Here is a 12,109-nt window from a genome sequence, read left to right on the forward strand (position 1 = left end):
TGACACAGGCAAGTATTAAACCCTCTTGAACAATAAGAAATTGCACAAAAATGGCCGATGGTCCCTTGAAAAGTGGGATCATCGGCCATTTGATTGTTGAAGGACGGAAACATCCGTCACACGGCTTGATGCTGGTCTGACTTATGCGTCAGACCCATTCATTGACCTTATTTCAACAAAGAATCCATTTTCGCTTTCGCATCTTGCGCGAGCGTATGATTCGGTTGATATTCAAGAACCGTCTCGAGCTCCGTATAACACGCTTCTTGCTGACCAAGAAATGCAAGGGCAATCGCATAGTTATAGCGTGCGTCCGTGTGCGTTTCTTCTAACAACAGGACTTGCTCGAAAATTTCTGCCGCTTCTTCAATCTGTTCGTTTTGTGCGAGCGCAAGGCCGTATTGGAAAGCAATTTCGACGTCCACCCCGTTCAATTCCGTCGCTTGTTTCAAGCGAGGAATTCCCCGGACAGGATCGCCGAGCTTTTGATACGTCAGACCAAGCATGAAGTGTAGATCGGCGTCATCAAGTCCATGGAGTAAGGCGAGCCGTAAGGCATCTTCTGCCTCGACCAGTTGCTCTGCCGCAAAGAACAATGCCCCTTTTGCATAGTGGGCACTGGCGAACGTCGGGTCAATTGTCAGCGCCTTTTCATAAAAGCGTAATGCCCGGTCTGCATCATCCATCGATTGAAGCAACGTTCCCAAGTTGACATATGCCGTCGGATCATTCGGGTTTTCTTCAATCGCATCGTTGAAGGCTTGCGCAGCCAGTTCGTAATTTCCCGCTTCTAAATGTCTGAATCCTACTTCGTTATAATTCATCGTGTTCTCTCCCTTATGCAAGATACGTAAGACGTTCGCCCGCTTTGTACGCTTCGTCAATCGTTGCGCCACCTAAGCAGACATCACCATCATAAAAGACGACGGCTTGTCCTGGTGTAATTGCCCGTTGGCGTTCGTCAAAGGCAACATCAAGACGTCCATTTTCAAGCAAGCGGACAGTCACGCCTGAGTCTTCTTGACGGTAGCGGAACTTCGCCGTGCAGCGGAATGTATCGCCGACTTTAAGTGGTGCCGTCCAGCTGATGTCCGACGCATATAATCCTTCCGAGTAGAGCAGTTCATTATGGAAGCCTTGATCAACGAACAAGACGTTATCCGCAAGATTTTTTCCAACAACGAACCAAGGCTCTCCGTCTCCGCCAATCCCTAACCCATGACGCTGTCCCATCGTGTAATACATCAAACCATCGTGACGTCCCATGACTTTTCCGTCGAGTGTCCGCATTTCGCCTGGTTGTGCCGGGAGGTATTGGCTGAGAAATTGTTTAAAGTTCCGTTCCCCGATAAAACAGATACCGGTCGAATCTTTTTTCTTCGCCGTCGCCAAGTTCGCTTCTTCCGCGATTTTCCGGACTTCTGACTTTTCCATGTGACCAATCGGGAACATCGCTTTCGCAATTTGGTCTTGTGACAGTTGGTTCAAGAAGTACGTTTGGTCTTTATTCGTATCGACCCCACGGAGTAACTTGTGTTCCCCGTCTTCATAGACCGCACGCGCGTAATGACCTGTCGCGACAAAATCCGCCCCGAGACGCATGGCGTGATCAAGAAACGCTTTGAACTTGATTTCCTTGTTACACATGACATCCGGATTCGGTGTCCGTCCCAGTTTATATTCATTCAAGAAATACGTGAAGACTTTGTCCCAGTATTCTTTTTCGAAGTTGACTGCATAGTACGGAATGCCGATTTGATTGGCGACCGCGATCACATCTTCATAGTCTTCCGTCGCTGTACAAAAACCGTCTTCATCCGTATCATCCCAGTTTTTCATGAAGATTCCGATGACGTTGTACCCTTGTTCTTTCAGCAAGTGTGCTGTGACGGACGAGTCGACGCCGCCAGACATCCCGACGACGACTGTCGTCTCACTTGGCGCTTTTGCTCTTGTATTCATTGCTTTCACCTCTTATTTGTTCTGAAACGATTTTACGACATCTATCAATCCTTGTGCGAGTAGTTCGACTTGCCCGGCATCATTTCCACGGCCGAAACTAATTCGGACCGATTGCCGCGTCCGGTCATTTTCACCGTACATCGCGGACAACACGTGAGATGGTTCAATGGAACCTGCCGTACAGGCGCTCCCGCTCGAGACGGCAATTCCGCGCATATCGAGCATGATTAAAAACGGTTCAATCTCGACACGCGGGAAATAGAGATTGACGATATGCGGCAGTCCTGGATGCCCATTTTGTTCATAGGAAATCGAACTAGCCTCGAGACGATTGAGTAACAGGCGACGCAAGTCTTCCGACTGGGCTTTCAGTATGTCACGTTCTGCTACGATCAATTGAACGGCTTTTGCGAAACCGACGATTCCAGCGACGTTTTCTGTTCCCGCGCGACGCTTCCGTTCTTGTTCGCCACCGTACGACTGCACTTCTAACTGGACGCCTGTTCGGACGTAGAGCATCCCGACACCTTTTGGTCCATTGATTTTATGACTTGATGCCGATAATAGGTCAATATGACATGCTTCGACGTCGAGACTCAGCTTGCCAAAGACTTGGACCGCATCCGTATGAAAGAGAATGTTTTGTTTGTTTAATAACTGGCCCATTTCCTTGATTGGTTGCAGTGTCCCGACTTCATTGTTTCCGAACATGACCGAAACAAGAATCGTATCCGGGCGAAGCGCTGCCGCGAGTGCGTCGACCGTGACGACGCCCGACTCCGGCACTTCTAAATACGTCACGTCAAACCCACGTTTTTCGAGTTCTTCGAACGCACGCAGGACGGCATGGTGTTCGAAGCGTGTCGTGATGACATGTTGTCCCTTGTCTTGATGTTTCATCGCGGCACCCAAAATCGCATAGTTATCCGACTCCGTTCCCCCCGCCGTGAAGATGATTTCATTCGGTTTGGCATTCAGTTCACTCGCGATTGTCCGACGTGCCGCGTCAATCGCCGCCCGGCCGGAACGACCGAACGCGTGGACGCTCGACGGATTCCCGAATTGCTCGAGCATATATGGAGTCATTGTTTGGAGTACATCAGGGTGCATCGGCGTTGTCGCCGCATGATCAAAATACATCATTTCGTCTCACCTTTCATATATAGAACATATATCCAGTATCATCGTCTTCCGCTAAATCTTTTAATGTCGTCGAATCCAGTACTTGATCGACTGCACTTTGGATTTTATCCCATAATTTTCGTTTCGTCACTTCATCAGAATTGTCCCCTTCGACAACTACGAGTGGTCCCTCAAGCAAACGAATGATATCGCCGGCCGTGATTTCTTCCGCTTTACGCCCTAACTTATAACCGCCGTAAGCGCCACGGACACTTTTGACCAGCCCACCATTTCGGAGCGGGGCAATCAATTGTTCCAAATAATGCTCCGACAGATTATACATTTGCGCAATTTTCTTTAAGGATAACGGCTTTTGTTCGCCTCCTTTAGCGAGTGCGATCATGATTGTCAGACCATACCGGCCTTTCGTCGAGATTTTCATCATGCGAAATAACATCCTTTCTAGTATAGTAGGAGCTGAATCCACGTGGAAAGAAGGAACGCTACCTATGGCTAATTTATTTGAATCAAAATATCCTGCTGGACCGCTCGCCAACCGGATGCGTCCTCAGTCACTGGACGAAATCGTTGGTCAACGGCATTTAATTGGAGAGACGACCCTCTTACGTCGCGCTATCCTTGCCGATCGGCTCGGGACGGTCATTTTTTATGGTCCACCAGGAACAGGGAAAACGACACTCGCACGCGTCATCTCGAGTTACACGAAGTCGGCTTTTGAACAGTTGAATGCCGTCACCGCAAAACTCGACCAATTACGCGACGTCTTAAAGGCGGCGGAGTCTCGTTTGCAGTTTGATGATCAAAAAACAATTCTCTTTTTAGATGAAATCCATCGTTTTAATAAAATGCAGCAAGACGCGTTGCTCCCTGCTCTTGAAGCAGGTACGATCACCTTAATCGGAGCGACGACGGAAAATCCAAGCTTCGAGGTCAACGCCGCTTTACTCTCTCGGGCGACCGTCTTTCGGTTCGAACCACCGACGGCAGACGATTTACGTGTCGTGCTTAACCGAACGTTAGCCGATAAAGACCGCGGTCTCGGAAAATATCCGATTTCGATTACAGATGAAGCGATTGATCATTACGTTAAACTATCCGACGGCGACTATCGCGCCTTGCTAAATGCACTCGAGCTCGCCGTCTTGACGACTCCGGAAGTCGACGGTGAAATCACGATTGACCTCGCCGTCGCGGAAGAATCGATTCAGCAAAAAGCATTGAAATACGATAAAGACGGCGACCGCCATTATGATGTCATCTCGGCTTTCATTAAATCAATCCGTGGATCCGATCCCGACGCAGCATTATATTGGCTCGCCGTCATGATTGAAGCGGGCGAAAGTCCTCGCTTCATCGTCAGACGATTGTACGTCCATGCCGCAGAAGACATCGGGCTATCGGATCCACAAGCCCTGTTGATTGTCGACGCTTGTGCTCGCGCGTGTGAATACGTCGGTTTTCCGGAAGCACGGATTCCGCTCGCTGAAACCGTATTGTATTTGGCGACGGCACCTAAATCAAATACCGTCATCACAGCGATTGATAAAGCGCTCGCTCTCGTACGACGTTCGGATGGTGGACCGGTCCCACCGCATCTTCGTGACGCCCATCATCCCGGTGCAGAAGCACTCGGAAATGGTGTCGCTTATCAATACCCGCACCAGTTCCCTCATGCTTACGTGAAACAAAGCTATTGGCCGGAAAACTTAGCGCGGACGAAACCGGTCTTTTACGAGCCGAGCCCACGTGGTTTTGAGAAACAACTCCAAGCCCGACTCGAGTTTTGGAAAAAACAGCCGTAACCATTCAAGATGCGAAAAAGCGACCGAAGTGGTCGCTTTTTTTAACGGACGCGTTCAATCGTAACGCCTGCTTCGCGAACGATCTCATTGATGACGTGACTTGCTGCAATCAAACCACCGACTGACGGAACGAATGCGTTCGAACTTGGGGGCATCTTCGCTTTTCGAATAACCGCTTCGTCATTTCCGACGACTTGACGCACTTCTTCGATGATTTTGACAGGTGGTTCATCCGAGAAGACGACAGGAACCCCTTTATGGATCCCTTCCTTGCGTAAACGTGTCCGGATGACTTTCGCTAACGGATCATATGTCGTGTCTTTGATGTCAACGATCTTAATCCGTGTCGGATCCATTTTATTTGCCATCCCCATGCTCGAGATGATTGGAATGTTGCGTCGTTTACACTCTTTAATCAAATGAATTTTGAACGAGACAGTATCTGATGCATCGATGACATAGTCCGGTTGTTGGTCAAAAAAGGATTCGTACGTTTCTTCATTGTAGAACATCTTCAGGCGGACGATTTCTAAATCGGGATTGATCAACATCAACCGATCTGCCATCGCATCGACCTTCGGTTGTCCGACGGTCGGCAGCAGGGCATGGATTTGGCGATTGACGTTCGTGATATCGATGTCATCTTTATCGACGAGAATCAATCGTCCGACACCACTCCGGGCCAGTGCTTCTGCCGAAAATGATCCGACGCCGCCAATTCCTAAGATAGCGACAGACTTTGATGCCAATGCTTCAAGTCCCGTCTTACCGATTGCTAATTCATTACGTGAAAATTGATGTAACATGTCTCTAACCTCACAATTCTCATACTGTTTTACTCGGAATTATATCATAAAAAAAAACGTCATGCGACGTGTCTTTTTTTAATCATTTTTAATTTTAATAAAAAGACGATGGGACCCGAAGTGCCGTGTCGATACCTTATTTTTGAACCTGCTGTGCAGGTGGGTGTCTTATCCGATTCCTATTCGTACGTCCTCCTGCTGTGTTACGAGGCATGTACTACTAGTTGGAACGTCAAACTCCCTATCAAAAAAGAGTGGCTCAAAGATAAAAGGCGGCTCTCGTACATCTCAGGAACCCCATCTGTTGCATTTAATATAGCATTCCCCTAACCGAATTGCAACTCAATCTGCTTCTAAAAAAATGATATTTTTTTAACGGCTCAGAGTGATGTCCAACGCCTCGTGAAGGTGCCTGTCGGATCATACATTTGTTGCTGAAAAATAGGATTGAAGCGTGGAATTCGAGTCGCATTTCCGACACCTGCGATATAAGCCCAGTTACCATAATTTGAAGCGACGTCATAATCGATCAGTTGGCTTTCAAAATATGACGCCCCGACGCGCCAATCCTGTCCAAGCTCATGAATCAAATAACTCGCAGTAATTTGTCGCCCACGATTCGACATCCATCCCGTTTCTCGAAATTCATTCATGAAGGCATCCACGAACGGTTGCCCAGTTCGTCCTTCGATCCACATCGAAATGATTGACTCGTCCGTCGGCCAGACGTTACTCCCTTCTCGTAAACCTTGCGCAAGAAATAATCGATTCCCCGTCTCACGCATCGTGAAATGAAAGAAGTCGCGCCAAAGTAACTCGAAATACAACCAGTATGTCGATTCATTAGCACCATGCCGTCTTTCTACGCTTTGAAGTTCTGCCATGACCCGGCGTGGGGATAAGGAACCGTTTGCTAACCAGGCCGATAATTTGGAGGAATCATCCCGACCGAAACCATTCCGTGTTTCCTTATACGTAAAAATGGGTCCTTCCAGATATGCTTTTAATCTTGCATGCCCCGTCATCTCCCCTCCTTCAAAGGGAAACGCAGCATCTGATGCATAAGCGGGTAACGTAATAGCAGCCGCAGGGTCTTCAATCGCAATTGGTTGTTCAAAATGTCCCGACCGCTCGACTTTCTTTCGAAAGGCTGAAAAGACATGCGCCACTTTGTCGCTACCGATTTGTTCACGGCGATACAACGTCTGCGTTTCATAGATGTGTGCCGTGAATTGTGCAAGCACTGCCCGCTCATCAATTGATTCGTAATACCCCGTCATCCGATGAAAGTAAACGACGTCTCCCGGCTTCATAAACCGTCCCAACTGTTCGCTGACGTCCCCGGTTAAAATCGTTAACTCGATTCCGAGTCGTCCTAATTCCTCCTGAAGCGTCTGTAACGTTTCACGCTCAAATTTCATTTGAGCACGTCCACGTTCAAATCGTCTCGTATTTAACGGTTGTTGAACAAAGACAGCTTTGACCGTTGAATGTGCCTGACGTGCCTGCGCTAAGGCTTCGTGATCGTCGACACGTAAATCAGCACGGTACCATACGATTCCACTCATCATCTCGTCTCCTTTCACCCTCGTCCTGTTTCATCATCTCAAGGATTTCGTGATTCGCCTACTCTGCAATATGCCGAAAAGGTTTCAGCTTTTTGTTTTCGTGGAATATAGTTAATACAAAACGGTGTAAGGAGTGACAGACAGATGGCTAAAAAAGGAAAATTAAGAACGTTAATCACGCTCGCGACGACAGTTGGACCAATCGTCTATAAGTTTTATAAACAACAACAATCTAAAAAAACAACGAACACTCCTAAATAAAACGTCAAGACGCGAAGGACTTCATTGTCCCTCGCGTCTTTTTTTGTTGTCACTTTTTACTGACACCAGGACTTCCCTCTTCATAAAACCGCCACGGATAGTGTGTCGCTTCACCGGCATTCGGAATCCCAATCCGTGTCGTCTCGATGATTTGTCCAGCTTGACCCGCAACGAGCCGAAAACGTTCTTGATATAAATCTTCCCCCGACTCAGCAGTCGTTAAGCCAAAGGCCTGACAGAGCTTCGCTGGTCCGTTGACTAAGTTTTTGAGTTGGGTGTTCGTCAGTTCGTGATACGATCTATGAAATCGACGATAGGCGATGATCTCATGACCTGAGATGATTTCCGCTCCCCGCAGTAAGACGGCATACCCTTGCCCGACCTCTCCACAGACAAAATTTAAGCAATGATGCATGCCATAAGTGAAGTAGACATAGAGATGCCCTGCTTCACCGAACATCGGTGCCGTTCGTTTCGTCGGACGGCCACTGTAGGAATGTGCAGCTTGATCATACGGTCCGAGATACGCTTCGACCTCGACGATTCGCATCGTCACATCATCAACCGTCAGGACACTTCCAATCAAGTCTTTGCCGACCTCAAGTGGTGATCGTTCAAAAAAACTCCGTTCCATTGCTGCCCCCTCCTATTCTTCCAATCACTCTTACGGAAATCAGAATCTTGAATTAGTCAAAACCAATTCAACTAAAAGAAACAGACTCCCTTCCAAAAGAGGAAGAAAGTCTGTTGTGATGATTATTGTTTGACAGCCGTCCGGATTGACAACTCATTTAATTGTGCGTCCGAGACCGGGCTCGGTGCTGCAGTCAATAAGTCGCTCGCCGACGCCGTTTTCGGGAAAGCGATCGTATCGCGTAAGTTTGTCCGTCCCGCGAGTAACATGATCAAGCGGTCAAGTCCGAGTGCAATTCCAGCATGCGGTGGTGTGCCGTATTCAAATGCTTCCATCAAGAATCCGAACTGTTCGTTCGCCTCTTCTTCCGTGAAACCAAGTAATTTGAACATCCGCTCTTGGATATCGCGCTCATAAATCCGTTGCGATCCGCCACCTAACTCATATCCGTTCAAGACAAGGTCATAGGCGACAGCAAGGACGCTGCCCGGGTCCGTTTCGAGTTTATCAAGATCTTCGCGGCGTGGCATCGTGAATGGATGGTGGTTCGCATAGAAACGACCGTCTTCTTCTTCGAATGTCACGAGCGGGAAGTCCGTCACCCACAGGAAGTTAAAGACCGTTTCGTCAATCAAACCGAGTTCTTTCGCCAGTTTTTGACGCAGTGCGCCGAGGCTGTCGGCAACGATTGACGCTTTTGCTGCGACGAAGACGAGTAAGTCGCCTGTTTCTGCTTCCGTCGCTGCGATAAGACGGGCAGCCGCTGCTTCGTCAAAGAATTTGGCAATTGGTCCGTTTAAGCCGTCCGGAGTCACTTTGACCCAGGCGAGACCTTTCGCACCGTAAATTGCCGTGAACTCTTGTAATTTATCGATGTCTTTCCGCGAGAAGTTGTCTGCCGCCCCTTTGACGTTCAATGCTTTGACTTCGCCGCCGGCTTCAAGTGCCATATCGAAGACTTTAAAGCCTGCCCCTTTGACGGCTTCCGCGACATCAATCAATTCGAGACCGAAGCGTGTATCCGGTTTATCCGAACCGAACCGGCTCATCGCTTCTGCGTACGGCATCCGTGGGAATGGTGTCACGATATCTTTTCCGAGTGTTTCTTTCATGACACGCGTCATCATTGACTCCATCATTGCATACAAGTCCTCCACGTCCATGAAGCTCGTCTCGATATCGACTTGCGTGAACTCAGGCTGACGGTCTGCCCGTAAGTCTTCGTCACGGAAACAACGTGCGATTTGGAAGTAGCGTTCGAAACCAGATACCATCAGTAACTGTTTAAACAACTGTGGTGATTGTGGCAACGCATAGAATTCACCTGGGTGGACACGGCTTGGTACGAGATAGTCACGCGCGCCTTCCGGTGTCGACTTCGTCAAAATCGGTGTTTCGACTTCGAGGAAGTCTTGTTCGTCGAGGAAGTTCCGCATGATGTTCGACGCTTTCGAACGGAGGCGGAATGTCTCTTGGAGCGACGGACGACGTAAATCAAGGTAGCGGTATTTCAAACGAAGATCTTCTGACGTTTGCTCTGCTTCTTCACTGATTGGGAATGGCGTCATTTTTGAAGCATTCAAGATGACGACTTCATCCGCAACGACTTCAACGAGCCCCGTCGGCATGTTCGGGTTCGGATTTTCGCGTTGGACGACTTTCCCTTTAATATCAAGCACGTACTCGGAACGAATCGATTCTGCTAAGCGGTGTGCCTGTTCGTTTTCCGGTTGGAAGACGACTTGGACGATTCCTGTCCGGTCGCGAAGATCGAGGAAAATCAAGCCCCCGAGGTCACGTCGTTTTTGAACCCATCCTTTTAGCTGGACGGATTGTCCGATGACATCTTCCGTCACGTGTCCATTCATATGTGTGCGTCCGATCATTGTGTTGCCTCCTTTAATTTTGCGACGATCGTATCTGCGACCGCCGACAAGGGAACATCTGTCTGTTCGCCTGTCTCCATGTTTTTTAACGCTGCGGCACCACGTTCAACTTCTTCATCACCGAGTATGACCGTATACCGCGCCTTCATCCGGTCTGCTGCCTTGAATTGCCCCTTAAATTTACGACCAAGATAATCACGATCTGCCGTGAGTCCTTCGAGACGCATCAATTGGAGAAGACGTGTCGCCGTTTTTTCGACTTCTTCGTTGCCTTGGGCGACGATGAAGACATCGATTGCCTCGTCGATTTCCGGCAGGACTTGTTCATTCTCAAGTGCCATCAAGAGACGCTCGATTCCGATTCCGAACCCAATCCCCGGTGTCGCAGGTCCACCGATTTGTTCGACGAGACCGTTATACCGTCCACCGCCGCAAAGCGTCGTAATCGCACCGAAACCTTCTGCCTCGGACATGATTTCAAATGACGTGTGATTGTAATAGTCAAGACCACGGACGAGTGTTGGATCGATGACATATTCAATCCCTAACGCATCGAGGTGTGACAAGACTTGATCGAAGTAATCTTTCGATGACGCGTTCAAGAAATCGAGAATCGATGGTGCCGTCGCCATACTCGGGTGGTTCCGGTCGACTTTACAGTCAAGGACACGCAACGGGTTCGCTTCTAAACGGTTTTGACAATCTTGACAAAGCTCGTGTGCGACCGGCTTGAAGTGATTGACGAGTGCTTCGCGGTGTGCGGCACGACTTTCGCTATCACCAAGCGAGTTGATGACGAGTTTTAATTGTTTCAGACCGAATGACCGGTAGATGCTCATTGCGAGACTGATGACTTCTGCATCGATTGCCGGTTCTTCACTGCCGAGTGCTTCGACGCCGTACTGGTGGAGCTGACGGAAACGTCCTGCTTGCGGACGTTCATAACGGAACATCGGTCCGATGTAGAACAATTTCGTCGGCTGGTTCGGTGCTCCGTACAGTTTGTTCGTCACGAATGAACGCACGACCGCTGCCGTCCCTTCCGGACGAAGCGTAAATTGATCTTTTCCGCGTTTTTCGAGCATGAACATTTCTTTTTGAACGATGTCGGTCGTTTCTCCGACACCCCGTTTGAAGAGTTCTGTTTCTTCAAAGATTGGTGTCCGAATTTCTTTATAGTTGTATCGTTTACTGATCTCACGTAATTGATTTTCGATATACTGCCAGCGTTCAACCGTCCCTGGAAGGATATCAAACGTACCGCGTGGTAATTTCATCCTAATTCCTCCTTAAAAATGAATACAAAAAAGTCCTCGTCCGCAAAGGGACGAGAACTTGAAGATCCCGTGGTACCACCCTGGTTGCTGAAAAAAATCAGCCACTCGGTGCAGTTAACGCCTGCTTACGATTTTCCCTACTGCAGTGTTCAGGAAAATACCTCGGAAGGGTCTTTCACCCAATTCATCTGATCACCCTTTCAGCCAAGGGGCGACTCTCTAAGCAGACGAGGTCTTGGACTACTCCTCTTCGTCATCGGTTCTAAAATCGTTCTATTACCATTTATATTGCATCGTTCCCGAAGTCCTGTCAAGACTTTGGTCACTTTTCTAAAATTAACGTGACCGGTCCGTCATTGATGAGGGCAATATCCATCATCGCACCGAACTGTCCCGTTTCGACCGTTACACCGTTCGAGCGAAGTCGTGTATTGAAAGCTTCATAAAGTTCATTTGCAAGATCCGGCTTCGCGGCTTCGGTAAATGCCGGACGCCGCCCTTTTTTGACGTCTCCGTATAAGGTGAACTGGGAGACGGATAAAATCTTCCCGTCGACATCATCGAGTGAACGATTCATCCGTTCTTCCTCATCCTCGAACACGCGTAGCCCGGCAATTTTATCTGCTAACCAATTGACTTGATCGAGCGTGTCCTCATGCGTGACACCGACGAGCAATAAAAATCCCCGATCGATTTGACCGATGATTGATCCGTCGACCGTCACGCTCGCTTCTTTGACGCGTTGTAAAACGACTCTCATCCTATCCGCT

The 12,109-nt window shown here is 48.6% G+C and carries 11 protein-coding genes, 1 other RNA gene and 1 other annotated feature; of the genes, 1 reads left to right on the forward strand and 11 read right to left on the reverse strand.

What is annotated here, in order from left to right:
* Nucleotides 1-167: 167 nt before the first annotated feature.
* From AC0VYQ_RS10700 to cymR, 4 genes are read right to left on the reverse strand one after another with little or no spacing between them, the layout of a single operon-like run.
* Nucleotides 168-884, reverse strand: a complete 717-nt coding sequence (locus tag AC0VYQ_RS10700; RefSeq protein ID WP_235195163.1) for a tetratricopeptide repeat protein — start codon at nucleotides 882-884, stop codon at nucleotides 168-170.
* On the reverse strand, nucleotides 838-1,962 hold the full coding sequence (mnmA, locus tag AC0VYQ_RS10705; RefSeq protein ID WP_029331022.1) for a tRNA 2-thiouridine(34) synthase MnmA: 1,125 nt from the start codon (nucleotides 1,960-1,962) through the stop codon (nucleotides 838-840). The genes AC0VYQ_RS10700 and mnmA overlap by 47 nt, the downstream gene beginning before the upstream one ends.
* Before the next feature lie 12 nt (nucleotides 1,963-1,974).
* Nucleotides 1,975-3,105: a cysteine desulfurase family protein gene (locus AC0VYQ_RS10710; protein ID WP_214766468.1), complete on the reverse strand. Its 1,131-nt coding sequence runs from the start codon at nucleotides 3,103-3,105 to the stop codon at nucleotides 1,975-1,977.
* Nucleotides 3,106-3,118: 13 nt separating this feature from the next.
* Nucleotides 3,119-3,526, reverse strand: coding sequence for a cysteine metabolism transcriptional regulator CymR (gene cymR, locus AC0VYQ_RS10715; protein WP_088838504.1), 408 nt, complete (start codon nucleotides 3,524-3,526; stop codon nucleotides 3,119-3,121).
* Nucleotides 3,527-3,593: 67 nt separating this feature from the next.
* Here cymR and AC0VYQ_RS10720 point away from each other — a divergent pair, with 67 nt between their 5' ends.
* Nucleotides 3,594-4,907 (forward strand): replication-associated recombination protein A, encoded by a 1,314-nt coding sequence (locus AC0VYQ_RS10720; protein WP_214766470.1) that lies wholly within the window; start codon nucleotides 3,594-3,596, stop codon nucleotides 4,905-4,907.
* A gap of 41 nt (nucleotides 4,908-4,948) precedes the next feature.
* Here the strand turns inward: AC0VYQ_RS10720 and AC0VYQ_RS10725 are convergent, their stop codons facing one another.
* The 7 genes from AC0VYQ_RS10725 to dtd all read right to left on the reverse strand — a co-directional run bounded on the left by AC0VYQ_RS10725 (nucleotide 4,949) and on the right by dtd (nucleotide 12,099).
* Nucleotides 4,949-5,713: a tRNA threonylcarbamoyladenosine dehydratase gene (locus AC0VYQ_RS10725; RefSeq protein WP_475403540.1), complete on the reverse strand. Its 765-nt coding sequence runs from the start codon at nucleotides 5,711-5,713 to the stop codon at nucleotides 4,949-4,951.
* A gap of 108 nt (nucleotides 5,714-5,821) precedes the next feature.
* Nucleotides 5,822-6,011: non-coding RNA, 6S RNA (gene ssrS / locus AC0VYQ_RS10730), on the reverse strand.
* An 82-nt stretch (nucleotides 6,012-6,093) separates the two neighbouring features.
* Nucleotides 6,094-7,281 (reverse strand): DASH family cryptochrome, encoded by a 1,188-nt coding sequence (locus AC0VYQ_RS10735; RefSeq protein ID WP_475403541.1) that lies wholly within the window; start codon nucleotides 7,279-7,281, stop codon nucleotides 6,094-6,096.
* Between the two features lie 310 nt (nucleotides 7,282-7,591).
* Nucleotides 7,592-8,176: a DNA-3-methyladenine glycosylase gene (locus tag AC0VYQ_RS10740; RefSeq protein ID WP_475403542.1), complete on the reverse strand. Its 585-nt coding sequence runs from the start codon at nucleotides 8,174-8,176 to the stop codon at nucleotides 7,592-7,594.
* Between the two features lie 122 nt (nucleotides 8,177-8,298).
* Nucleotides 8,299-10,062 (reverse strand): aspartate--tRNA ligase, encoded by a 1,764-nt coding sequence (gene aspS / locus AC0VYQ_RS10745; RefSeq protein WP_475403543.1) that lies wholly within the window; start codon nucleotides 10,060-10,062, stop codon nucleotides 8,299-8,301.
* Nucleotides 10,059-11,339 (reverse strand): histidine--tRNA ligase, encoded by a 1,281-nt coding sequence (gene hisS / locus AC0VYQ_RS10750; protein ID WP_251136810.1) that lies wholly within the window; start codon nucleotides 11,337-11,339, stop codon nucleotides 10,059-10,061. Before hisS ends, aspS begins: the two co-directional genes overlap by 4 nt.
* A gap of 43 nt (nucleotides 11,340-11,382) precedes the next feature.
* Nucleotides 11,383-11,605 (reverse strand) — a binding site (T-box leader).
* 56 nt (nucleotides 11,606-11,661) lie between these two features.
* Entirely contained in the window at nucleotides 11,662-12,099 is a 438-nt protein-coding gene (dtd, locus tag AC0VYQ_RS10755; protein ID WP_215193133.1) for a D-aminoacyl-tRNA deacylase, read from the reverse strand.
* Nucleotides 12,100-12,109: the final 10 nt, after the last annotated feature.

It is taken from the genome of Exiguobacterium sp. QJM3NY_9, assembly GCF_056173545.1.

Coding starts and splice junctions, on each gene's coding strand:
- mnmA (WP_029331022.1), bottom strand. CDS start 1,962: ATGAATACAAGAGCAAAAGCGCCAAGTGAGACGACAGTCGTCGTCGGG.
- AC0VYQ_RS10710 (WP_214766468.1), bottom strand. CDS start 3,105: ATGATGTATTTTGATCATGCGGCGACAACGCCGATGCACCCTGATGTA.
- cymR (WP_088838504.1), bottom strand. CDS start 3,526: ATGAAAATCTCGACGAAAGGCCGGTATGGTCTGACAATCATGATCGCA.
- AC0VYQ_RS10720 (WP_214766470.1), top strand. CDS start 3,594: ATGGCTAATTTATTTGAATCAAAATATCCTGCTGGACCGCTCGCCAAC.
- AC0VYQ_RS10725 (WP_475403540.1), bottom strand. CDS start 5,713: ATGTTACATCAATTTTCACGTAATGAATTAGCAATCGGTAAGACGGGA.
- AC0VYQ_RS10735 (WP_475403541.1), bottom strand. CDS start 7,281: ATGAGTGGAATCGTATGGTACCGTGCTGATTTACGTGTCGACGATCAC.
- AC0VYQ_RS10740 (WP_475403542.1), bottom strand. CDS start 8,176: ATGGAACGGAGTTTTTTTGAACGATCACCACTTGAGGTCGGCAAAGAC.
- aspS (WP_475403543.1), bottom strand. CDS start 10,062: ATGATCGGACGCACACATATGAATGGACACGTGACGGAAGATGTCATC.
- hisS (WP_251136810.1), bottom strand. CDS start 11,339: ATGAAATTACCACGCGGTACGTTTGATATCCTTCCAGGGACGGTTGAA.
- dtd (WP_215193133.1), bottom strand. CDS start 12,099: ATGAGAGTCGTTTTACAACGCGTCAAAGAAGCGAGCGTGACGGTCGAC.